The following is a 22,830-nucleotide window of genomic DNA, read 5'->3' as shown; positions in this document are numbered from 1 at the left end:
ACAGAGGTACTGTCATATCTTATCCAAGCATTAGATTAATTTTATGCTGAATAAGATCATTCATTTTTCCATCAACAATAAATTGGTAATTGGGTTATTTACGCTCGGGCTGATTGCCTGGGGTATCTGGTCACTCAAAAAATTACCCATAGATGCCGTTCCTGATATTACTAATAATCAGGTTCAGGTTATTACATTGAGCCCCTCCCTGGCGACCCAGGAGGTTGAAAGGCTTATTTCCTATCCGGTCGAACAAACGATGGCCACCATTCCTGAGATTGAACAGGTGCGTTCTATCTCTCGTTTCGGTCTCTCGGTGGTGACTATTGTATTCCACGATGATGTGGATATCTATTGGGCACGCCAGCAGGTTAACGAAAAACTTGCAGAGGCCAAAAACAATATTCCGGCCGGTTTAGGCAACCCTGAAATTTCCCCTATTTCAACTGGTCTTGGCGAGATCTATCAATATGTGATTCACGCCAAACCGGGATATGAAACTAAATTTAACGCCCGTGAGCTGCGGAGCATCCAGGATTGGATCGTTCGTCGGCAGCTATTAGGCACACCTGGTATTGCCGAGGTAAATAGCTTTGGCGGCCTATTAAAACAATATGAAATCGCGCTTGATCCCGATAAACTGCGCAGCTTCAACCTCAGCATTACCAATGTATTTGATGCCCTGGAGCAGAATAACCAAAATACCGGTGGCGCTTATATAGATAAAAAGCCCAATGCCTACTTTATCAGGAGCGAAGGTTTGGTAGGATCTACCGATGATATCGGCAAAATCGTCGTGAAGAACAATACGGACGGTACACCGGTTCTGATCCGAGATATCTCGGTTGTTAAAATTGGCAATTCTATCCGTTATGGTGCGCTTACCCGCGCTTCTAAAGAGAACAGTGGTGAGGCGGTTGGCGGTATCGTGATGATGTTAAAGGGCGCTAATGCTAATAACGTTGTAAAAGCGGTGAAAGAAAAGATCGCCCGCATCAATACCTCATTACCGCAGGGCGTAGTTGTAGAATCATTCCTTGACCGTAGTGCCCTGGTGGGAAGAGCTATAGGTACAGTAGAAAAGAACCTGATCGAGGGTGCGCTTATTGTAATCTTCGTGTTGGTTATCTTCCTGGGTAATCTTCGGGCCGGTTTGGTAGTTGCCTCGGTAATCCCGTTAGCGATGCTTTTCGCCATCTGTATGATGAACCTTTTTGGGGTATCCGGTAACCTGATGTCCCTTGGAGCGATAGATTTTGGTTTGATCGTGGATGGCGCTGTGATTATCGTGGAAGCTACGATGCATTTGCTTTATGCAAAAGAACGCGCAAAAGCTTATACGCAACAGGAGATGAATGACCAGGTAGAAACGTCGGCTGTGCGTATGATGAGTGCTGCAGCATTTGGGCAGATAATTATCCTGATTGTATATTTTCCAATATTGGCCTTGGTAGGTATAGAAGGTAAAATGTTCCGGCCGATGGCTGAAACCGTTGCGTTTGCCATTATTGGTGCATTCCTTTTGTCTTTGACCTATGTGCCAATGATTTCATCGATGTTCCTGAGTAAAAAACCAAAAAAAGGCAAGAACTTCTCAGACAAAATGATGGACGCGGTGCATAAACGCTACGAGCCGATGATCAAAGGTGCCTTAAATCACCGCATGCCGATCATCATCGTTTCTGTTGTACTATTGGTCGCAGCAGTGTTCACGTTTACCCGCATGGGCGGTGAGTTCATCCCAACGCTGGAAGAAGGCGATTTCGCCGTTGAAACGAGATTGCTGACCGGCAGTTCCCTTTCCCAAACTATTGATAAGGTAAACCAGGCCTCACAAATACTGGTAAAAAAATTCCCTGAAGTAAAAGAAGTGATCGGTAAGATCGGTGCAGCGGAGATTCCCACAGACCCTATGCCAATGGACGCATGCGATTTAACGGTGATCCTGAAAGATAAAAAAGAATGGACAACCACCCAGGATCGCGAAGAACTGGCCAATCTGATGGCCAAGGAACTGGAGAGCGTACCAGGTGTAACCTTCGGATTTTCCCAGCCCATCCAGCTTCGTTCCAATGAGCTGATCTCCGGCGTTAGACAGGATATTGGTATCAAAATATTTGGTGACGACCTGCAAACATTAGCCGAGCTATCACAAAAGGTTGGCAAAATTGTGAGCAGCGTTTCAGGTGCCAAAGATTTATATATTGAGCAGGCAACAGGTCTTCCACAGATCGTTGTGAAAATTGACCGGGATAAAGTGGCCCAATACGGCTTGAGTGTGTCAACCGTTAACCAGGCCATTAATGCCGCCTTTGCCGGTCAATCCGCAGGGCTTGTTTACGAGGGTGAGCGCCGTTATGATATGGTCGTGCGCCTCTCGGATCAGAACCGTCAGAATATTGATGACGTGAAGAACCTTTATGTAACAGCGCCAAACGGTAACCAGGTACCACTGGAACAACTGGCCAGTGTGCAGTTCCAGGTTGGCCCTAACCAGATCCAGCGCGAGGATACCAAACGTCGTATCGTGGTAGGCCTGAATGTACGTGGCCGTGATATTCAATCTGTAGTAACTGAAATACAGGCCAAGGTTAATCAACAGATAAAAATGCCTGCCGGTTATTATGTCACCTATGGTGGACAGTTTGAAAACCTGAAAGAAGCGACTGCAAGATTAAGCGTTGCGGTACCGGTGGCCTTGTTGCTCATCTTGCTATTATTGTACTTCTCTTTTGGCTCGATCAAGCAATCCGTCCTGATCTTTTCCGCAATACCAATGGCAGCTATTGGCGGCGTATTTGCCTTACTGTTACGCGGTATGCCATTCAGTATATCAGCTGGCGTGGGCTTCATCGCGCTATTCGGTGTAGCGGTATTGAACGGTATCGTATTGATCACTGAGTTTAACAGGTTAAAGAAAAGTGGCCTTACCGATCTTAAAAAGATCGTGCTCGAAGGTACTGCTGAACGGCTCCGTCCGGTACTGATGACAGCAACGGTTGCCTCGTTAGGCTTTATGCCGATGGCAATTTCATCTGCTGCCGGGGCTGAGGTGCAAAAACCGCTGGCAACCGTAGTTATCGGTGGTTTGATCACTTCGACGATATTGACTTTAATTGTATTACCCGTGTTATATACGTATTTCGAGAATTTCGGAAAAAACCGTAAAGGTGGCAAAGCCGCAAAGGTTGTAGCCTCACTATTATTGCTATTAGGATTTTGCCTGCCTTCAGCCAAAGCACAAAACCGTCCTGCCCCCGGACAACCGCTTACGCTGGAGCAGGCTATTTCAACTGCATCTGCCAATAACTTTGGTGTTAAGGCCTCACAACTGGAGATCAGCCAGCAAACGGCACTAAAAGGTAGTTCCGTTGACCTGGGCAAAACTAATTTCAACTTCCAATACGGTCAGTTCAACAGTATCAAGCGGGATAATCAGATCAATATCACGCAAAGTATCCCTTTCCCCGGTTTATTTAAAAGCCAGCGCCAGGTTTATGAGGCGCAGGAGCAGAACGCCAGGATCGGACTGAATGTTACCCAATCGCAATTGCGTTACCAGGTGCGGCAGGCCTTCGGGCAACTCGCTTATTTTACTGCACTGAGCGACCTTTATTTGCGCCAGGATTCGATTTATAACGAGTTCTTCCGCGCCGCCTCGGTACGTTTTAAAGCAGGTGAAAGCAATTTACTGGAAAAGACCACCGCGGAAACTCAGTTAAATGAGGTACGTAACCAACGCAGCAAGAACAGCGGAGATATTGCCGCAGCAAGTGCAGAACTGCAACGGTTAATGAATACAAGCGATTCCGTATCGCTGGTAAGCGGTTCGCTGAAAAGGGCGAGCGCTGAGTTTAAACATTTGGACAGTGCCATTAACCAAAATCCCCAACTGGCGTATCAGCGCCAGCAGGTAATTTTAGCAGACCGTACGATCAGCCTGGAGAAAGCGAAATCCGGGCCGGATTTTACCGTAGGCTATTTCAACCAGTCGATCATGGGTATTCAAAATGTTAACGGAACTGATCAAAATTTCACCGGTGCCAACCGCTTCCAGGGCTTTCAGGCGGGAATTTCAATTCCTTTGTTCTTTAAACCTTTCGCAGCACGCGTAAAAGCGGCCCGCATTCAAAAGGAGGTATCGCAGACGCAATTGCAACTGTATGAGAAAAACCTCTCCAGCCAATATGAGCAGTCTTACCACCAGTTACTGAAAAGTGACCGTTCGGTATCCTACTATGAAAGCAGCGCCCTGCCCAATGCAGAGCTGATCCTGAAACAGGCGCAGATCGCCTTCCGAAACGGGGAGATCAGTTATGTAGAATTTGTGCAGGCGCTGAAAACGGCATCGGACATTCGTTTGGCTTACTTACAAGCCCTTAATCAATACAATCAATCTGTTTACGACTTGCAATACCTGACCGGTTTATAATAAAAGAAATGAAAAAGCAATTAATAATAAAATTTTCGGGCCTGATGATCATCGTTTCACTGGCCTTATCGATGAGCAGCTGCAGTGGTGGTGGCAATAAAGAAACTGCTGCTACGGCAGATACCACGAAAAAGAAAGAAGAAAGTAATGTCGCTGAGATCAGCGACGCGCAGTATAATACTTTGGGTGTTAAACTGGAAACAGTAAGCCAGAAAGCGCTAAGTGGTGTTCTGAAAGTTAACGGATTTATAGACGTACCACCACAGGATTTAGTGAGCATCAGCACCCAAATGGGTGGTATTGTAAAATCGATACCGGTGCTTCAAGGTTCTGTAGTTAAGAAAGGGCAAGTGATCGCCATACTGGAAAACCAGGATTATGTACAATTACAACAAGACTACCTCGATAGCAAAAGCCAGCATGATCTTAATTCAGCCGAGTACAAGCGTCAGCAAACCCTGGCCTCGCAAAATGTAACGGCTACAAAGGTTTTACAACAGGCCAAGGCCAGTTATGAGAGTTCAATGGCGCGCGAAGCGGCCTTGCGCCAACGTTTGCGCCTGATCAATATCGACCCTGAAAAGCTGACACCGGCAGGCATACGTAGTACGGTAAATATCTATGCACCTATAGGCGGCTACGTGACCAAGGTGAATACCAACGTAGGTAAATTTGTTAATCCAAATGATATCATGCTGGAAATAGTAAACAGCAATAACCTCCACGTGGAATTAAATGTATTCGAGCGGGATGCCGAAAAAGTAAAAACCGGCCAAACCGTACGCTTTACTTTAACCAACGACTCAACAGAGCGCCAGGCAATCGTTTCCCTTGTAGGTAAAGAAATCAATGCGGACAAGACGATACGCATTCACAGTATTGCCAAAGGCAGCTTTAATTTCTTGCCGGGAACTTACGTAAAGGCATTTATTGAAACCGGGAAAAACGCGACCCCTGCACTTCCGGAAACTGCCGTTGTGAATTTTGAAGGGAAGCAATATGTGTTTTTGAGTACAGGGACCGCCAATGAAAAACGTAAAGATGGTGATACCAAAGTATACCGATTTAAAATGACGCCGGTTACGACCGGCGTAAATGAAGGAGGTTATATCGCGGTGCAATTGCCGGCCGAAGTACCTGCTAATAGCCAAATAGTTACAAAAGGTGCTTATGACCTTTTGAGTAAGCTTAAAAATAGCGAAGAAGAATAAAATCCTAAAAAACGATGAAAAAACAGGAAAGCAAAAATGCGGCCCAGCGAAATGGCCACAAGCACGAAACTCCGAGGGTAGATATCAGTCGGCCAGAGGATAAAGAGGAAAAAAAGGGTCATAAGCATAACGAGAAAGACCATGAACATGAAGAAGGCCATGATCATGAACATGGTGGTGTTTTTGGAAAAAATACCGAACTCATTTTCGCGATCCTTTGCGGTGTGGCGCTGGGGACAGGCTGGGGATTGCATTTCATTAAGAGCCTGCCGGATTGGGTAAGTCTTTCCTGTTACATCGTCGCTTACTTCTTCGGCGGGTACTTTACAGCCAAAGAAGCTGTAGAAACCGTATTGAAAGGTGGCTTTGAGATCGATTTCCTGATGCTGGTGGCAGCAGTTGGTGCCGCAATTCTCGGTTCCTGGCTGGAAGGTGCATTGCTGTTATTTTTATTCAGCCTGGGCCATTCATTGGAACATTATGCCATGGGCAAAGCCCGGAAATCCATAGAAGCGCTCACCAGTTTGGCACCGCCAACCGCGCTTGTTATCAAAGACGGGAAACAAACCGAAATCCTGATAGAAGACCTGCAATTGGGCGAGATCATTTTGATCAAACCAAACAGCAAAATTCCTGCGGACGGTGTCGTGATCAAAGGAGAAGGCAGCGTGAATCAAGCCCCGATAACCGGGGAAAGTGTACCGGTAGACAAACGGCCCGTGACTGATCCAGATAAGGATTACAGTGCAGAGAAATCAATCAAACCTGAGCACCGCGTATTTGCCGGCACCATCAACGGTGGTTCAGCATTAGAGGTTAGAGTGATTCGTGAGGCTAAAGATTCAACCATCAGTCGCCTGGTAAAAATGGTGAATGAGGCAGAAAAGCAGAAATCCCCTACGCAGTTGTTCACGGATAAGTTCGAGAAATATTTTGTACCTGCTGTACTGGTACTGGTAACAGCGCTGTGTTTTGCTTTCCTTGTCATCGACGAACCTTTCAGCAAAAGCTTTTACCGGGCTATGTCTGTGCTTGTTGCAGCAAGTCCCTGCGCTTTGGCTATTAGTACGCCCAGTGCCGTGTTAAGCGGAGTAGCCCGTGCCGCGCGCGGAGGGGTGTTGATCAAAGGCGGACGTCCGCTGGAAGATTTGGGTGAACTGCAAGCCATCGCGTTCGATAAAACAGGAACGCTAACCGAAGGCAAACCCAAACTTACACAGGTTATTCCATTTGAAGGCATTACAGAAGAAGAACTCCTGGAAACTGCTATCGTTGTGGAACGCCTGAGTGATCACCCCCTTGCCGAGGCAATTGTTAAGGGCGGTATGGAGCGGTTGAAGAAAAACCACAAAATCCCGGAAGCCAGCAGTGTAAAAGGTATTGTTGGCAAAGGTGTAGAGGCTAAGATCGGCAGTCACGAAATATTGATCGGCAATTTGGCACTTTTTGGCAAAACGCTGCCCGAGGAATTGAAGAAACAGGTTGAGGAACTGGAGAAAGGTGGCAACACCTCTATGACAGTGAAATCCGGAAAAAACTTCCTGGGCATTATCGCCCTGATGGATACCCCGAGAAAAGAGGCCAAAAACGTGATCAGCCAGTTAAAAGAGCTGGGCATTAAAAAAATGGTCATGCTAACCGGCGATAACCAGCAGGTTGCTGAAGCCGTCGCCAAAGAAGTTGGCGTAACCGATGCCTGGGGTAACCTGATGCCGGAAGATAAGGTTGCAGCTGTTCAAAAACTCGATAAATCAGAGAAAAAAGTGGCGATGGTTGGTGATGGCGTTAATGACGCTCCGGCTATGGCCAAAAGTACTGTGGGGATAGCTATGGGTGCAGCCGGTTCCGATGTAGCGTTGGAAACAGCAGATATCGCATTAATGGGGGATAAACTCGAAAGCCTGCCATTCGCCATAGGCCTTAGCCGTAAATCGCGGGGCATTATTAAACAGAACTTGTGTATCAGCCTTGGAATGGTCGCTGTACTGATCCCGCTGACCATATTAGGAATTGCATCTATTGGCCCGGCGGTTGTCGCTCACGAAGGCTCAACACTCCTGGTGGTTTTTAACGCACTTCGCTTGCTGGCTTACGATAGTGGTCATAATAATTCGGCGAAAGGAAAAAAGAAATAAGATGCTCAAAAAGATCAGGAAGTTTTTGGGGGCGCTGGGGCCAGGTATCGTGACCGGGGCCAGTGATGATGACCCTTCGGGTATAGCGACTTATTCGCAGGCCGGAGCTAAATATGGTTTAACAACCTTATGGACTGTTATCATCACCTTCCCGTTAATGGCGGCAATTCAGGAAATGTGCGCCAGGATTGGCCTGATCACCTCAGCGGGTTTAACGACTACGCTGAAGGCTCATTATGGCAAACCTGTTTTGTACCTGATGTTGATTTTTAGTGTACCTGCCATCATTCTGAACATCGGAGCGGATATTGCTGCAATGGGTGCTGTCGCTAATTTGCTTATTCCATCAGTGCCACCCATTTACTTCAGCATTGCTTTTACAGGTCTGTTGCTTTTTTTTATTGTTTATCTGCCATACCAAAAGTTCGTTGCGGTATTAAAATACCTATGTCTTACCCTACTGCTTTACATAGCGGTACCGTTTTTTACAAAACCGGACTGGTGGCAGGTGCTTAAACAAACCGTCATACCGACTTTTCGTTGGGATAAAGATTTTATCGGCGTGCTGGTTGCGATATTGGGAACCACCATTTCACCATATCTCTTTTTCTGGCAGACGGCAATGGAAGCCGAGGACGTAAAAACTGTAAAACGGCAATTGATCGTTAACAAACGAAGGTTAACGCTGAGCGAGGCTCATCCAGATAATGGTGAGAAACGGGAGCGAAAATTACTTGGTTTGCTTATCCAAAAGATGAGCGTTGATGTTAACCTCGGCATGTTTTTGTCCAACCTGATCATGTTCTTCACCATCCTGGCAACAGGCACGGCGCTTTATTCGCATGGTGTAAGAAATATCGATACAGTCGAGCAAGCTGCAAAAGCATTAGCCCCTGTTGCCGGAAGGCTGTCGTATCTGTTGTTTGCAGTAGGTATCATCGGTACAGGTTTTCTTGCTATTCCTGTGTTAAGTGGTTCGCTTTCCTATATCGTCACGGAAACTTTTGGTTTAAAAGGCAGCCTTGATAAGAAATTTCATCAGGCAAAAGCCTTTTATGTAATTCTGATTATTTCCGTGTTACTGGGTCTGGGTATTAATTATTTCGGTATCAACCCGGTAGATGCATTGCTATATACAGCCATACTTTATGGGGTTACTTGTCCCGTAATTATTGGAATTGTGCTGCACATCGCCAATAACAAAACAATCATGGGCGAGTACACGAATAAAACATTATCCAATGTCTTGGGAACACTCTGTTTGCTGGTGATGACAGCAGGAGCATTTTTTTTGATTTACCTCGAATTTTTTAGCAAATGAAGTTCAGTAAATATGATTCAAAAACATTTCAGATCGTTTGCTGGGCTACTATCGCAGCAATGAGCTGTTTTCTGATCGCTGTAATTTTTACGGTTTTTCATGTAAACCTTGGCGCAGTAAATGGCTGGTTGGAAACAACAGTACAGTATGTCAGATGGCAGCAGGTTCGGAGCATGGCACCTCATTTAATTAATGTCCCCTACTGGATTCCGTATTGGTGCGCAATTATTCTCATGTTCCTCTACAAAGAACGCGTGCGATTTATGTTTTGGCTGAACAGGTTTTCCATGTTTGGATTGTTGCTTACGGCTGTTTTGCTTTTGTTTAACCAGGCTATGCGTTGGTTCTGGCCAGAATTATGCGGCAGGTCACTGAACTTTGCCCATCCCAAACCCTATGAAAGTTGTCAAATTCTCTTTGTTACCGGGTCGGTCGTAACAGGTATGTGCCTGTTGGCCTATTTCTGTTTGCGCAAACGGCATTGGATGGTAAAAGTGATGCTGACCCTATGCAGCCTCGGACTTAACCTGGCCGCGTTAATGGAAAGGAAATTTTTCCCATTACAATTATTAATTGCTTTAGCAATTGCCGCTGGAGCAGCGGGTATTACCTATGTGCGGATCAGCCTGGCCAGTGAAGAACAGTTTCCGGAACTATATAAGTATATAAAATTATGAGCCAATTAGAAAAAGAGATCCTGTTTACCTTAATCCCAGTTGTTCTGCTAATCGCTGGGGGAATCCTGGGCATCTTCCGCACAGCCAGCAGTGCCTTTAAAAGTATGACGTTACATTTCGCGGCAGGTGTAGTTTTCTCGGTCGTAGCTGTAGAGTTGCTGCCGGATATGATCAAGATCCATGACCCGTTGCTGATCGTGGTTGGTTTCGTATTTGGTATTGCATCAATGCTGATCGTCAAGCAGGTAACTGAAAAAATGGAAGAAAAAGCGGCTAACAAAGATAAGACGGGCAAATTGCCATGGGCGGCACTTAGCGCTATCGGTATCGACTTGCTCATCGATGGGATCTTACTGGGTATCGGCTTTGCTGCCGGCCAAAAGGAAGGTACTTTGCTGGCATTCGCGCTGGCGCTGGAATGTTTTTCATTGGGTATTGCAGTCATTACCACCATTCAATCATCCGCAGTAAGCAGGGGTAAAATGTACCAGGTATTGATAGGCCTTGGAATTGTGTTTTTGATTGGCGCGGTAGCTGGCTTATTCCTGTTGCACAATGCTCCCGATAAGGTAATGGAATTTATCCTTTCGTTCGGAGCGGCGGCACTGATGTACCTGGTGACCGAGGAACTTTTAGTCGAGGCACATGAGGAAAAGGATTCGCCTTTTTATACGGCATTGTTCTTTGGAGGCTTCCTGATATTTCTAATTCTGGGCATAATATTATAAAAACTAATGGAACAAGATCAATCGAAAAACATGCAAACGCCACTGAAAGACCTGGAGCCTGAAGTAAAATCTAAAGCACTGGAGATTGAGGCGAATTTGAAAGAAAGCGACATCCCGGAAGGAAGTACCAGGGAGAAGGAGGCCGTTAAACAGGCCCAACAATGGTTTTTAGATTTGGAGGGGTAAATATGGATTTTCCGTTTAAAGTAACCCAGGATGCGGGTACATACCAATTCCTGCATATTAAAGTCAACCCGGATAACCGGGCTATAACGGATAGTAACCTGCAATTGCAGGTTTACCTGACGCTGGCGCGCAGACTTTCACTGGGGCTGAACTGCTATGCCCTGGTTCCTTATTCACCAATCATTGTTGAGTTATGGCCCCAATCTGTCAAGGTGAGTTACCGGTACCGGTTATTGGTAGATGATTTCAATGGAATGGGTATCGACCGAGGGTTTCAACCGGTTAATAATAACACACCTGAAATGGCCCTTGTTGCCCTCAAAGATCTGAAGACCCTCCGTAGTATTTCGGAAGATAGCTTGGGTGAGTATGCCTCCGAGGTATCCATCTTCCTGTTACACCCGGGACGCTTATTAGCGCTTACTAACCTGTTACGGGCAGAGGTGGCACCTTTCATGCCGCGATTCCTTCAAAATAATGAATTATTCATCCATTTAACCTGCGGTAAGGCACAAGGATATTACGATGGAATTTTGATCCGGTCGTTAACCGATGTGAGCCAGCAAATTAATGGAGCAATTCAATTAACACAAACTGGCGATCTCCTATGAACATCCTGATCATGATCACGCAATTTCTGGCTGGGCTGAGCCTGCTCGTCTTCATCCACGAGCTGGGGCATTTTCTTGCGGCCAGAGCTTTCGGTATCAGGATCAAAAAGTTTTACCTTTTCTTCGATGCTTTCGATAAGCGATTGTATCGATACAATTATAAGGGAACGGAGTTTGGTATAGGCTGGCTGCCTGTTGGCGGCTACGTTCGGATGGCCGGAAGTCTTACAGCCGTGGATGAGGATGAGGCCGATGAAGATGCGGAGGTTCCACAAGGTCAGCGGTATGGAGATAAACCAGTTTGGCAGCGCCTGATCGTTATGTCTGCCGGTATCGCAATGAACCTCTGTCTGGCGCTGATTATTTACTGCGGGATTTTTCTTTATTATGGCCGGAACCAGGTCACTGCTATTGGCCGGGATTTAATCATACTTCCTGGTGAGTTAGGGTTACAGGCCGGTTTACAGCCAGGCGATGAAGTTACATCGATCAATGCCGACTCTTCTCTATATGAAGACGAGTTGCTGAGTACTCACCTGATGCGGGGTAATACTGTTTTATCCATTGTCCGTCATCAGGGCAAGGAAAAAATACACATGCACGTTGCCGTCTCGCCAAAGATCATGCAGCTTGTCGCAGATAAAGGGTTAACTCAATTTTTTTCGATAAAAGCAGGATTTCAGGTAGATTCTATTTACACGAACATCGATCTGCGCCACAATCAGACTTTTAAAAAATCGCATATCGTCGCTCTTAATGGGGATTACGTACAATCATATAATGATTTTATCATTCGATTAAAGGAGAATAAACAGCGACAGCTTTATCTGACGGTTATTCATGACGGCAAAACCAGTACTATGCTGGCCCATCAGGAGAAAGACGGCCATATCGGCTTTAGCGTGGATAACAAACTGCCTCTGGTTAAACCCCAAAGGATTACATTAAGTCAATCCCTCTCCGCAGGGACTAATAAAGTTTGGAACACCATATCTGAAAACTCCAGCGGATTAAGCCAACTGGTATCAGGTGAGGTAAAAGCCAACGAAGGACTTGTAGGACCCGTACGTATCGCCACACTTTTCAGCGGAAATTTTGAACCCAAAAGGTTTTGGGAGCTTGTAGCACTTCTTTCCACTGCGCTTGCACTGTTCAATGTAATTCCGCTACCACCGATGGACGGCGGGATCTTGTTATTACTCATTTACGAGGGATTTACCCGTAAACCTGTCAGCCGGACATTTTGGGCCTTTTTCTCCCTCAGCGGATTAGTGATAATCCTTTTATTATCCGGCTATGTACTTTTTAATGACATCCGCACACTAAACACAATGCATCCATGAATGAACTCATCAAAAAAACTGAAGAATATATAATCAATCTTTTAGGACAAAAGCTGGCTGTCGGCATGGTCTATCATAATCTCGATCATACCCAGCTGATGGTAGCTGCAGTAAATGACCTATGCACCGAAATGCACCTCAATGAATGGGAACAGGAAATATTAATGGTTTCGGCCTGGTTTCATGATAGCGGATATTGTTATACCTATCAGGGGCATGAAGCAATTAGCATGACAATTGCCGGTGATTTTCTGCGGAGTATGGGCAAAAAAGATTTGTTCATTAACCCGGTTAATGAATGTATACGGGCCACACAGATGCCACAAGAGCCTAAAACCCATTTCCAGGCGATTATGTGTGATGCAGACATGCGTCATCTGGCACTCCCTGATTTTGCGATTCATTCTGAACGCCTCCGAATGGAATGGGCGAATGTATTAGATAAAGAATATAGCAATTCGGATTGGGTTCGTCAAAATCTGCAATTCTTGAGCGATCATACCTATTTTACCGCTCACGCGAAGAAGCATTGGGAACCTGTAAAACAAAGGAATATCAGTCAATTAAAATCATGGCTTACAGACCAGGTACAAAACGACTTTTCCGATGGAGATCAATCAAATTAAATCAAGCAACGTTTGCCAAACTGTATTAATGTTCCTCCTCATTGTGTTTTTAGGAGTCCATCCTTTGCTGGCGCAACCCCTAACGTCCAAAAAAGCATTGCCGGACTACCTGACACAAATTCAGCGAACAGCAGATTCGGTGCTGAAATTTTCACCCAACAACGCACGTAGCTACTACATTAAAATCACCCGATCCATTTATGACCGGGCTTTAAAGATTACGATGACGGAATCGGCAATACAGAGCGGTACAGGAAATTCAGGATTTACGCGAGCTATGGTTCAATTACAATACCAGCTTCGGGCGGATCTTTTTCCTTCGTCCTGCAAACAAACTGCCACCCCAATACCCGATTTGTTTCAGCGGACCGTTGATGCTGCAATGCGAAATTTTAGTAGGTATCAGCAACCCAAAGGTTTGGATCGGGAAAGATTGTACCTGTGGGTGATGATTCAGGTATTTGAAAACTTGAATCAGATCAATGCCGGTTTTTTGCAGGTAGGTCTCTCAACTAAAGAAAAAGACCAGGTATGGCAGCGTCTAAAGATGCAGCAGCAAATGATCGTACAGTTGAAATCAAAATATGAAAGATAATACCACCGTCAATGGTAACACATACGTTTAGAGCTCAGGCAGATCCCCGGAACCCCATAGCCAGGCTATGGGGCGGGGTAAGCCCATTTATTTTGCTCGTGTTCCTTGGCTTTTCTTTAAATGCCCAGGCGCAAGCCAATGATCATACAAAATATCCCGCAAAACATCAATCAGTAGATACTTTACGGGAAGAACGTTTCCGTATTTCCTATGCTTTAAATGCATTTCCGGTTAGAACAACAATGAAGTCTGACGGCCGCCTATCGTGGATTAATTACGGCTTGCAGTTCGGCGTTTCTGTGCGGTTACACCGGGAATGTTTTTTGCAAGCAGAAGCTGCAAAGAATTTTGGGACGAATAATACCTATTATAGGCAGTACGGTCTGCATTTAGCCTATGATATTCATAACAAGCGAGCGCCTGATGCATTGATTTTAACACCATACCTGGGTGTCAATTTCTTCAGATTCCATCAGCCTGCTAAAGCATTAAAAGGAAGCTCTAATTACCTGATTGGCGGTTTGAATTATAACCTGTCATTAAGCAACCGCTTATCCCTTTATGCTTCTACCGGCCTTAGTGATCTTAAATTGCGAGGAGACCAATTATTATACCCTACCAATCTTTCAGCGGCCATCGGGATGACGATTAAATTATTACCACATCAATTAAAATAATGACCAAACCAATAAAATTAAATATTACCCGGCTCGATGCCCACCATAAATTATATGTAGCGCTGACTTTGGCAGCAATATGCTGGATTGCTGTTCGTGGGGCAGTATCCATCTCGAACCAGTACTTATTAACCTGGCTGACATATTCGCTGGTATCACTGACACTTTCTGCGTTGACGATCTTTAAAGTTCACCCGTCTACCATGCACCATGATGCACATGCCCAGGATTCGAGTAAAACCCTCGTTTTCCTATTTGCCATATTTGCATCTGTAGCGAGTTTATTTGCCATTGTATTATTATTAAAAAATGGTACAGAGAACGATCTGCGACAACTAACCTTTCATGTGCTTTTGTCATTAGCCTGCGTTGTTACTTCGTGGATATTAGTTCACACCATTTTTACTTTTCGTTATGCCCACTTTTACTACTGTGATGTAGAAGATGGTTCGGACAACAAAGCATTTAAGCCAGGAGGTTTAGAGTTTCCGAATGAGCCAAAACCTGATTATCTGGATTTTGCCTATTTCTCTTTTGTGATCGGTATGACTTTCCAGGTATCTGATGTACAAGTAACTTCCCGGCGTATTCGCCGGCTTGCCCTTTTGCACGGGTTACTGGCATTTTCCTTTAACACAATTATTGTAGCGCTGAGTATTAATGTTATCGCAGGCATTGTTCAAAAATAACCACCAAATAAAGCTTACTTATGGAAAATCACCAACACATGAAGGCCGAAATTCAGGAACACCTGGAGGCGGCTGCAACGCTAAAAGATCCTGAGTTTTTAAATAAGCTTGAAAAAGCTGCGGAATTGATTATTGAAACCATTAAGAACGGAAAAAAATTACTGCTCTTTGGTAATGGAGGTAGCGCAAGCGATGCACAACATATCGCGGCTGAATTCACGGGACGCTATGTAAAAGAGCGGCGGGGTTTACCTGCAATCGCTTTGACTACCGATACATCAGCTCTAACCGCGATAGGTAATGATTATGGTTTCCCGGCAGTTTTCTCCAGGCAAGTTGAAGCACTGGCGCAGCCCGGTGATTTAGTGATAGGAATTTCAACAAGCGGGAATAGCGAGAATGTTGTTTCTGGTTTATTAGAAGCCAAGAACCGGGGATGCCGCTTGATAGGTCTTTCGGGTGCCAACGGTGGCATGATATCCGTTGTTTGTGATATTACCTTAAATGTAAATAGCGATATTACTGCCAGGGTACAGGAGATGCATATATTGATCGGTCATCTTTTATGCAGCGCTGTTGACCGGATATTTGCTTCGGGTGAAAAATAATTATTGTTAAATTACTTTCAATTTAATTAAAACTTTAATCTACCATGCTATTAAAAAAAAGAATCTCGATCACCTATTTTTTGAACCTGATCAAATATGACATCATTGCTGTTGCCGCTTATGCGATTTTGGCTGGCACCTTCGATCATTACTGGTTATTGAAAGAAGTTTCTATTCCACTGGCCGTCTCTGCCTTTGTGGGAACCTTATTATCATTGCTACTTGCATTCCGTACGTCTCAATCATATCAGTTATGGTGGGAAGCGAGAATAATATGGGGAGGTATAGTAAATGATAGCCGCACACTGATCAGGCAGGCAAAACAATTTTTTCCTAAAACCAAAGATGGTGAAGAATTGGTGGCAAAACTTGCAGAGCAACAAATATTATGGTGTTTTGCACTGACTGAAAATCTTCGGAAAGTCCCCTTTACCGGACCAGTGGCTGAATATGTAACGGTTAACCAGGTTAAAACGAATAACCTGCCAAATCATTTGCTGGATAAACATGCTGATTTGTTGGCTAATGCATCTGAAAAGTTCAACATTAATGCCAATAAGCAAGTTCAAATTGATTCGACCATAGCACGACTATGTGATGGAATGGGTAAATGTGAAAGACTTAAAAATACTGTTTTCCCGAGATCCTATAGCGTAATGATCCATTTTCTAATTTATGTGCTCATGACTTTGCTTCCATTCGGACTTGAGGATAAATCAAAATTTATAGAGATCTGTCTCACTTTTGCCATTCCAGTATTATTCATTGCCATCGAACGTACTGCGATCCTTATGCAGGACCCTTTTGAAAATAAACCGACCGATACCCCAATGACAACGTTGAGCAGAACTATTGAGGGCAATTTGCGGGAAATGATTGGAAAACCTGCTGCTCCTGTTCAACCGTCACAGCCGGAAATTTATTACATCATGTAATATAAATATTTCCTGAAATTTAATTAGAAACCATTGAATTCTACTGGAAGAACCTTGGCTTATCGTTAATGAGAAAAAAGAAAAGGAAAAGAATAAAAACTTATAATGAGTCAAAAAAATTAGGTGAGCAACATGGCCTGACCATAAGAAGGATCAAAAAGAAAAAGTCCCAAGATCCATTATGGCAAAGGATAACAGTTTGTTTTTTGGTAACTATCCTTCTGCTATTTTAATTTTAAAAATATATGGGAGTTTAAAAGCATCTTTAAGATTTCGGGACCAACTTAGAAAGTTGGATAACTTACAAAATAAATAATAGTTAAAATCACTGAATATCAATCGCAAATAGGTTTGATAGCGGTATTTGTTTGAAAGTGATCTACAGCTGCTTGCAACCGCTTGTATGTATCCCGGAGTTTCCCTGCATAATTATTAAAGACGGTAGCATATCCTTCATGGCTCGTTCGCCATTGCATATAGATTACCGAAATTACGCTGATAGCAGCCATGAGGTCATTAACCTGAGTGTCTTGTGAGGGAGCAGTTTGAAAATATTGGTTCAAAGCTGTCGTGTTCGGTGTGATCAGATTGTTATATATTAATGTAGTATTTTGAGGATTTTGAGCCGAAATCAATAGCCAAGCTGCAGCATTATCACGTAGTTGATTTTCCAGGGTTTGACGTTGTTGACTCTTAATTGTTAGTTCACTGAATAATGCAGTTGTATTTTTTGTGAGCGTCATGAATGCGGTATTCCAATCATTCATAAGGTTATTTGCCTTCGCATAGTGCTCTTGATATTTTGCTTCAATCTCGGGGCCAAGCCTGTGTAGATAATCCAGATTACTTGTTAGATAAAACAATTGTTCATTATTACTGGCCTCTTCGCCGGTACTATTATAAATAAAAGCTTTCACAAGTTGATGAATATCAATTGCTGCTAACTTATCAGTGTTCAACGACAAAAATCCAAAGGCTTCCGCAGCAAGACGTTCGGATGCAATTAGTCTTGCAGACAAGTCCGAACAAGATAAAGCAAAGGCTTCGACAGGTGCTGAGAGGTTCGGTACCCAAGTATAGAACAAGGCTTTCAATTGTCGATATTGACGCCTCCTTTCTAAGTTTAGCTTGAACCAGGTCGCAAATATTCCCAGCCCAAAAACAAACAAGGATACGCATGCGGGTATTAGGTACTTGAGCACATTATCACTTATTAATGGTTCGGAATGTGGTGGCGTTTGTATCAATAACGTCATTTGAAATTCGGTTGGTTCATCGAAGATAATCATATAACGGTAGATCCCAATTTGAATGCAAACACTTCCTTATCCTTCAAGAAAATTAATTCTTGATTTCGTATTATGGCCATTATCATCATTATATATTATGTGTTCGATAGTCGAACTTTTTATAGGTGGGAATTTAAAAATGAAAAGGATAAAACCGTATTATCAACAGATTTTATCCTTTAAAATTTAATTAGAAATTATACAGCTATTTTATTTAACAATCTGTTTTTCAATGCATTAATAAAAAACAGAATTGGTAAAAGGTGTTCGACCTGAATCCCTCCGGCTCCACGAAAACGGTATCAAACACCAATAAAAACCTTCAAACACTACGTTTGAAGGTTTTCTTGTTGCATTTGGGTGTCATTACTCACCGTTGAACGGCCATTTTGGTGAGCTCCTAATTTGACAACAAGTGCTCACCAGAATGCAGCGGCACCGATTATACCGGAGAACTCAAAAAAGCCATATATACCATCGTATCTACTTCAACGTTTAAGCCCAATTTCAAATGTATATCATGAAGCATATTCAGACTTTTAGTGATCTCCTTTTCGGCCCGTACAATCGTCTTTTGCAGTTAACTGCCTGATTGAACTATACACAAATGATTCAAATTATTTTTTTGATCCCTTCTAATAACGTCCAAGTAAAGTAATTTCAAAAAATGTATGAAATTTGATTTAAATGGCAAAGAAACAGAAACCGTCAAGCAGTTATCCTGACATAATTTTTTCCGGTAAGTTTCCCGATTCGTTTCAGTTTCTCATTTAATTCATCCGACGTAGGTAATCCGACACATAACCAAAGGCGATGTTTTAAGTATGGTAACTTCAAAATTATTCTTACTTGCTCACTCTTCTTTTTTCTTTATAACCCGCAACTTGGGTTAATTGGTGTATATTGGATGACTTATATATCCATCATTTATGAAAATGATTATTACGGGCGCGGCCGGATTTATCGGTTCAAACCTTACAAAAGAATTATTAAAACTTGATTACGAAATAGTTGCTATTGATAATTTTTCTACTGGCTCGGCTGATAATTTAAGCCCCGTTAAAGATCACCCCAAGTTAACCACGATAACCTGTAACGTACAAGATCATGCCTCATGGGGTGATAAAGCAGCAGAAGGTGATATCATATTTCACTTAGCAGCTACTGTAGGAGTAAAAAAAGTTTTTTCCAATTCGCATGATACCTTCACAAACAACCTGGATGGTATGACAGCCGTGTTAGAAGTTGCACACAAAAAAAAATGTAAAGTTTTTTTTGCAAGCACATCTGAAGTTTATGGGCAGTCTAAGGGAGTCCCGTTTGCTGAAACGGATCCTTTGAGTGCTTATACCACTAACGAAGGGCGCAGCGCCTACGTGATATCAAAAATGGCCAATGAGGTAAGTTGCCTTAATTATCATAATTTAAAAGGCGTCCCGGTAATTATAGCCAGGCTCTTTAACGTAATTGGCCGGGGGCAGCGTAAAGAATTTGGCATGGTGGTACCTACTTTTATAGATGCAGCCCTATCTGGCAATCCATTAACATTGTATGGCGATGGTTTACAAACACGCGGGTTTTGTAACGTTAAAGATTTTTTAACCGCGGTAATAGCATTAATTCAGGAGCCCAAAGCATGGGGCGATGTGTATAACATTGGTCAAAATATAACTACAACTATTGAAGAGCTTGCCGGCTATATTATTAAAGTCAGCAATAGTAAATCGGAGTTATTATATACAAAGTTACCGCCGGAGAGAATCGGCAAGATTGAAATTTACAGCCGGCAGCCCAATATAGAAAAGATCCGCGCATTAACAGGCTGGTCACCCATCATCTCATGGCAAACATCTGTAAACGAGATACTAACCGAATTGCATGCAAAAAGCCATCCTGTTGATTCAATATGAAGAATGCTTTCACTGTTGATTTAGAGGATTGGTTTTGCTCTCATAACCTGATAAGCGAAATTAAATATGAAGACTGGGATAATCTGGAAGGGCGTGTTACAGCACCTACCCTACGCCTGCTGGAGTTATTAAAAAAGTACGATTGCAAAGCTACGTTCTTTGTTTTAGGATGGGTGGCAGATCGTTACCCGGAACTGATACAGAAAATTGCTATTGATGGGCATGAGATAGCATCACACGGGTATTCACATAAACTATTAACTGGCATAGCCCCCAGTTTTTTTGAAGAGGATTTGATAAAGTCGGTTTTTGCAATAGAACGAGCCTGCGGCATTAAACCAGCAGGCTACCGTGCTCCTGCATTTACGATTGTAAATTCAACAAAATGGGCCTTTGGCATACTTAAAAAACTTGGTTTTGCGTACGATTCGTCGGTATACCCAACTAACATGCACCCGGATTATGGCATTGGCGATGCACCCCTAACTATTTATTCGCCGCAAAGCGGGTTAACGGAAATCCCCTTGTCCTGTGCTGTGCTATTTAACAAAAATATACCTTGCAGCGGTGGCGCATACCTGCGTTTTTTACCCTATTTTTTATATAAACAATTAGTTAACAATGTAATAAAATCAGGAAGGGCCTACATTTTTTATATCCATCCCTGGGAGATAGACCCGGAGATGCCACGTGTAAAATTGCCCGCCTTAAAGGCGATCAGACATTATACAAATCTTGCTTCAACCTTTGGTAAAATTGAACGACTTTTGCAGGACTTTGAGTTTACTTCGCTACAGAATATACTTACTGCAGAGCAAATTGGTTAAGGACGATGAACGATTCACTGTATAAAGTAAACGCTACATATCTTGCTTTTCGCAGAATTGCAGAGTTGCTTTTGATCTTTTTATTCTCCCCCTTTTTAATTGTTTTGTTCTTGCTTTTATCTGTCTGGATCAAATTCGATTCTGCAGGATCTGTGCTTTTCAAGCAATTACGCCCCGGTAAAAACGGCAAACTTTTTAGGATATATAAATTCAGAAGCATGTATATTGATGCCGACTCTTCCTTCCTTACCTTAGCATCAGATGACCGGGTTACCCGTAGCGGAAAATTTATACGCAAGTACCGCTTAGATGAATTACCGCAATTGTATAATGTATTGATGGGTGATATGAGTTTAATTGGTCCACGCCCTGTACCGGTTAATTTTTACGATTATTATTTGCAAAACATCCCCCTTTATGATAAGCGGCACCAGATACGGCCCGGCATTACGGGACTTGCCCAGGTTAGGCAGGGATATACAACCACATTAGATGAGGAAAGTAGGAAACTAAAATACGATCTGTTTTACATCCGCTCCATCTCACTTAAATTAGATTTGGCTATATTACTTCAATCAGTAAATGCTGTCAATAAACCTTAATTACATCTGCGATTTGGATCAAAAATCAATCCTATTGTTTAACAATCATAATGAGTAAAAACCCAATCAAAATTGCAGTTTTGGGTGCAGGACCCGCCGGGCTGACAACTGCCCATCAACTTACAAAAAACGGCTTTGCTGTTGATGTTTACGATACGGCTAAAGAAGTTGGCGGTTTTGCCAAATCAATCAGATTATGGGATAAGGACATCGAAATAGGACCTCATTTTTTAGATATCGGTAACAAGCCCGCTGTTAAGGAATTGGTATTAACAGCACTCGAGGGCAAATACAAGCCGTATCAGCGCCAAACATTTATTCTTAGCCTAAATAAGCTTTTTATATACCCTCCGGGCCCGGCAGATCTTATCAAAAAACTTAGCACTAAACAATTATTAGCGGCAACAGCCGGTATGTTAAAGCAAGTTTTCTCTGCCTCAACGCCTAACAATGGTACTGCGGGCATATTTGTTAAAAAATATCTTGGCGATTTTTTATACAAAAACTTTTTTGAAAGTTTTTGTATAAAGTTATGGTCGCTAAACGGCGATCAGATATCAGATGTTTTTGCCAAAGCGCTTTTAGGATTTAATGATTTCTCTTCGCCGGTACGTTTAATTGTACGCAAGTTATCTCAGCGGTTTCAACTTAAAAAAGAGCCGGCAAATTACATTTATCCCACCAATGGCTTTTCCAATCTGTGGAATGCATTAAAATGCCAAACTGAGTTACAATGCGGAAAATTTTATTTAGGGGTTTCCATAAATAAATTGATATGCACGGCGTCTCGCGACAGCATAACTCAATTGGTTTTAACCAACGGGACTATTAAGGAATATGACCTTATTATTTGCACTATCCCGGTCCTATCGCTAATTAACCTGTTGAAAACGCAGGAAGGCCTTCCTATAACGCCAAGTGCAACAATGAACTTCAGAAGTGACATCCTGGTATATTTAAAAGTACAGTTTGACAATGCCGTTAAAGGCCAATGTATTTATATCTATTCAGACCTGATAAAGATTACAAGGATAACAAATTTTAACGAATTTAAACCTGATGAGCCAGATACCTTCAGCATACTTTTGGTTGAAATATGGTGCGATAAAACTGACTTGATATGGAATTATAGCGATGGTGATTTAATTCGATTTTTAGAGCAGGAAATTAAAAAAACCAATTTGTACATCAATTTAAACATAATCGATCATTCCATAAGAAAAATTGCAGACGCGTTCCAAATTCCCGATTTAAATCTGGAGGATAGCCGTACCAAGCTGTTTGATCAGATGGTCGGGTTTAGAAACCTTTACATTACAGGCAGGATAGCATCTTTGCATTTTAATTATGGGATGGAAAACGCCATCGAAGACGGCATTATCCTGGCGGATGAGATCACCAAACAGTATCGGCCTGAGTTGTTGTAAA

The 22,830-nt window shown here is 43.0% G+C and carries 20 protein-coding genes; 19 read left to right on the top strand and 1 reads right to left on the bottom strand.

Annotation, left to right across the window (positions count from 1 at the left end):
• The first annotated feature begins 43 nt into the window (after positions 1–43).
• From MTO98_RS13990 to MTO98_RS13920, 15 genes are all read left to right on the top strand, one after another.
• Positions 44–4,432, top strand: a complete 4,389-nt coding sequence (locus MTO98_RS13990; protein ID WP_091207720.1) for a CusA/CzcA family heavy metal efflux RND transporter — start codon at positions 44–46, stop codon at positions 4,430–4,432.
• Positions 4,433–4,440: 8 nt separating this feature from the next.
• On the top strand, positions 4,441–5,643 hold the full coding sequence (locus MTO98_RS13985; RefSeq protein WP_091207722.1) for an efflux RND transporter periplasmic adaptor subunit: 1,203 nt from the start codon (positions 4,441–4,443) through the stop codon (positions 5,641–5,643).
• 14 nt (positions 5,644–5,657) lie between these two features.
• Positions 5,658–7,778, top strand: a complete 2,121-nt coding sequence (locus MTO98_RS13980) for a heavy metal translocating P-type ATPase (protein ID WP_243487255.1) — start codon at positions 5,658–5,660, stop codon at positions 7,776–7,778.
• A gap of 1 nt (position 7,779) precedes the next feature.
• Complete coding sequence (locus MTO98_RS13975; RefSeq protein ID WP_091207728.1) at positions 7,780–9,099, top strand: Nramp family divalent metal transporter; 1,320 nt, start codon at positions 7,780–7,782, stop codon at positions 9,097–9,099.
• On the top strand, positions 9,096–9,776 hold the full coding sequence (locus tag MTO98_RS13970) for a hypothetical protein (protein ID WP_091207733.1): 681 nt from the start codon (positions 9,096–9,098) through the stop codon (positions 9,774–9,776). The genes MTO98_RS13975 and MTO98_RS13970 overlap by 4 nt, the downstream gene beginning before the upstream one ends.
• Positions 9,773–10,504: a ZIP family metal transporter gene (locus MTO98_RS13965; protein ID WP_091207735.1), complete on the top strand. Its 732-nt coding sequence runs from the start codon at positions 9,773–9,775 to the stop codon at positions 10,502–10,504. The genes MTO98_RS13970 and MTO98_RS13965 overlap by 4 nt, the downstream gene beginning before the upstream one ends.
• Before the next feature lie 6 nt (positions 10,505–10,510).
• Positions 10,511–10,690 (top strand): hypothetical protein, encoded by a 180-nt coding sequence (locus MTO98_RS13960; protein ID WP_091207738.1) that lies wholly within the window; start codon positions 10,511–10,513, stop codon positions 10,688–10,690.
• The gene (locus tag MTO98_RS13955) at positions 10,666–11,301 is read left to right on the top strand and encodes a hypothetical protein (RefSeq protein ID WP_143065075.1); all 636 of its coding nucleotides are present in this window, start codon (positions 10,666–10,668) and stop codon (positions 11,299–11,301) included. Before MTO98_RS13960 ends, MTO98_RS13955 begins: the two co-directional genes overlap by 25 nt.
• Complete coding sequence (rseP, locus tag MTO98_RS13950) at positions 11,298–12,644, top strand: RIP metalloprotease RseP (RefSeq protein WP_091207743.1); 1,347 nt, start codon at positions 11,298–11,300, stop codon at positions 12,642–12,644. The genes MTO98_RS13955 and rseP overlap by 4 nt, the downstream gene beginning before the upstream one ends.
• Positions 12,641–13,270, top strand: a complete 630-nt coding sequence (locus tag MTO98_RS13945; protein ID WP_091207746.1) for a hypothetical protein — start codon at positions 12,641–12,643, stop codon at positions 13,268–13,270. The genes rseP and MTO98_RS13945 overlap by 4 nt, the downstream gene beginning before the upstream one ends.
• Complete coding sequence (locus MTO98_RS13940; RefSeq protein ID WP_143065076.1) at positions 13,251–13,865, top strand: hypothetical protein; 615 nt, start codon at positions 13,251–13,253, stop codon at positions 13,863–13,865. Before MTO98_RS13945 ends, MTO98_RS13940 begins: the two co-directional genes overlap by 20 nt.
• A gap of 11 nt (positions 13,866–13,876) precedes the next feature.
• A complete protein-coding gene (locus MTO98_RS13935) occupies positions 13,877–14,542 on the top strand; it encodes a hypothetical protein (protein ID WP_091207752.1) in 666 nt (221 codons plus the stop codon).
• Positions 14,542–15,231, top strand: a complete 690-nt coding sequence (locus MTO98_RS13930) for a DUF1345 domain-containing protein (protein WP_167667796.1) — start codon at positions 14,542–14,544, stop codon at positions 15,229–15,231. The genes MTO98_RS13935 and MTO98_RS13930 overlap by 1 nt, the downstream gene beginning before the upstream one ends.
• A 20-nt stretch (positions 15,232–15,251) precedes the next feature.
• The gene (locus MTO98_RS13925) at positions 15,252–15,839 is read left to right on the top strand and encodes a D-sedoheptulose 7-phosphate isomerase (RefSeq protein WP_208864631.1); all 588 of its coding nucleotides are present in this window, start codon (positions 15,252–15,254) and stop codon (positions 15,837–15,839) included.
• Between the two features lie 80 nt (positions 15,840–15,919).
• A complete protein-coding gene (locus MTO98_RS13920; RefSeq protein ID WP_243487254.1) occupies positions 15,920–16,774 on the top strand; it encodes a bestrophin family protein in 855 nt (284 codons plus the stop codon).
• A gap of 335 nt (positions 16,775–17,109) precedes the next feature.
• On the opposite strand, the gene MTO98_RS13915 is transcribed toward MTO98_RS13920, so the two are convergent.
• Positions 17,110–18,063 carry a hypothetical protein gene (locus MTO98_RS13915; RefSeq protein WP_091207758.1) on the bottom strand — a complete coding sequence of 318 codons (954 nt, stop codon included), beginning with the start codon at positions 18,061–18,063 and terminating at the stop codon, positions 17,110–17,112.
• A 929-nt stretch (positions 18,064–18,992) separates the two neighbouring features.
• Between MTO98_RS13915 and MTO98_RS13910 the strand changes: the two genes are divergently transcribed.
• The 4 genes from MTO98_RS13910 to MTO98_RS13895 are packed head-to-tail and all read left to right on the top strand — an operon-like array spanning position 18,993 to position 22,829.
• The gene (locus MTO98_RS13910) at positions 18,993–19,973 is read left to right on the top strand and encodes an NAD(P)-dependent oxidoreductase (protein WP_243487253.1); all 981 of its coding nucleotides are present in this window, start codon (positions 18,993–18,995) and stop codon (positions 19,971–19,973) included.
• Positions 19,970–20,800, top strand: coding sequence for an XrtA system polysaccharide deacetylase (locus MTO98_RS13905; protein WP_243487252.1), 831 nt, complete (start codon positions 19,970–19,972; stop codon positions 20,798–20,800). Before MTO98_RS13910 ends, MTO98_RS13905 begins: the two co-directional genes overlap by 4 nt.
• A 5-nt stretch (positions 20,801–20,805) precedes the next feature.
• The gene (locus MTO98_RS13900) at positions 20,806–21,402 is read left to right on the top strand and encodes a sugar transferase (RefSeq protein WP_243487251.1); all 597 of its coding nucleotides are present in this window, start codon (positions 20,806–20,808) and stop codon (positions 21,400–21,402) included.
• Between the two features lie 50 nt (positions 21,403–21,452).
• Positions 21,453–22,829: an NAD(P)/FAD-dependent oxidoreductase gene (locus MTO98_RS13895; RefSeq protein WP_243487250.1), complete on the top strand. Its 1,377-nt coding sequence runs from the start codon at positions 21,453–21,455 to the stop codon at positions 22,827–22,829.
• The last annotated feature ends 1 nt before the right edge of the window (position 22,830 follow it).

It is taken from the genome of Mucilaginibacter sp. SMC90, assembly GCF_022811725.1.
GTDB lineage: Bacteria > Bacteroidota > Bacteroidia > Sphingobacteriales > Sphingobacteriaceae > Mucilaginibacter.
This window is presented reverse-complemented; position numbering and strand designations above follow the sequence as displayed.

Excerpts from the sequence above, each read along its gene's own strand:
- MTO98_RS13990 (WP_091207720.1), top strand. The coding sequence starts at position 44 with ATGCTGAATAAGATCATTCATTTTTCCATCAACAATAAATTGGTAATT.
- MTO98_RS13985 (WP_091207722.1), top strand. The coding sequence starts at position 4,441 with ATGAAAAAGCAATTAATAATAAAATTTTCGGGCCTGATGATCATCGTT.
- MTO98_RS13980 (WP_243487255.1), top strand. The coding sequence starts at position 5,658 with ATGAAAAAACAGGAAAGCAAAAATGCGGCCCAGCGAAATGGCCACAAG.
- MTO98_RS13975 (WP_091207728.1), top strand. The coding sequence starts at position 7,780 with ATGCTCAAAAAGATCAGGAAGTTTTTGGGGGCGCTGGGGCCAGGTATC.
- MTO98_RS13970 (WP_091207733.1), top strand. The coding sequence starts at position 9,096 with ATGAAGTTCAGTAAATATGATTCAAAAACATTTCAGATCGTTTGCTGG.
- MTO98_RS13965 (WP_091207735.1), top strand. The coding sequence starts at position 9,773 with ATGAGCCAATTAGAAAAAGAGATCCTGTTTACCTTAATCCCAGTTGTT.
- MTO98_RS13960 (WP_091207738.1), top strand. The coding sequence starts at position 10,511 with ATGGAACAAGATCAATCGAAAAACATGCAAACGCCACTGAAAGACCTG.
- MTO98_RS13955 (WP_143065075.1), top strand. The coding sequence starts at position 10,666 with ATGGTTTTTAGATTTGGAGGGGTAAATATGGATTTTCCGTTTAAAGTA.
- rseP (WP_091207743.1), top strand. The coding sequence starts at position 11,298 with ATGAACATCCTGATCATGATCACGCAATTTCTGGCTGGGCTGAGCCTG.
- MTO98_RS13945 (WP_091207746.1), top strand. The coding sequence starts at position 12,641 with ATGAATGAACTCATCAAAAAAACTGAAGAATATATAATCAATCTTTTA.
- MTO98_RS13940 (WP_143065076.1), top strand. The coding sequence starts at position 13,251 with ATGGAGATCAATCAAATTAAATCAAGCAACGTTTGCCAAACTGTATTA.
- MTO98_RS13935 (WP_091207752.1), top strand. The coding sequence starts at position 13,877 with ATGGTAACACATACGTTTAGAGCTCAGGCAGATCCCCGGAACCCCATA.
- MTO98_RS13930 (WP_167667796.1), top strand. The coding sequence starts at position 14,542 with ATGACCAAACCAATAAAATTAAATATTACCCGGCTCGATGCCCACCAT.
- MTO98_RS13925 (WP_208864631.1), top strand. The coding sequence starts at position 15,252 with ATGGAAAATCACCAACACATGAAGGCCGAAATTCAGGAACACCTGGAG.
- MTO98_RS13915 (WP_091207758.1), bottom strand. The coding sequence starts at position 18,063 with ATGATTATCTTCGATGAACCAACCGAATTTCAAATGACGTTATTGATA.
- MTO98_RS13910 (WP_243487253.1), top strand. The coding sequence starts at position 18,993 with ATGAAAATGATTATTACGGGCGCGGCCGGATTTATCGGTTCAAACCTT.
- MTO98_RS13905 (WP_243487252.1), top strand. The coding sequence starts at position 19,970 with ATGAAGAATGCTTTCACTGTTGATTTAGAGGATTGGTTTTGCTCTCAT.
- MTO98_RS13900 (WP_243487251.1), top strand. The coding sequence starts at position 20,806 with ATGAACGATTCACTGTATAAAGTAAACGCTACATATCTTGCTTTTCGC.
- MTO98_RS13895 (WP_243487250.1), top strand. The coding sequence starts at position 21,453 with ATGAGTAAAAACCCAATCAAAATTGCAGTTTTGGGTGCAGGACCCGCC.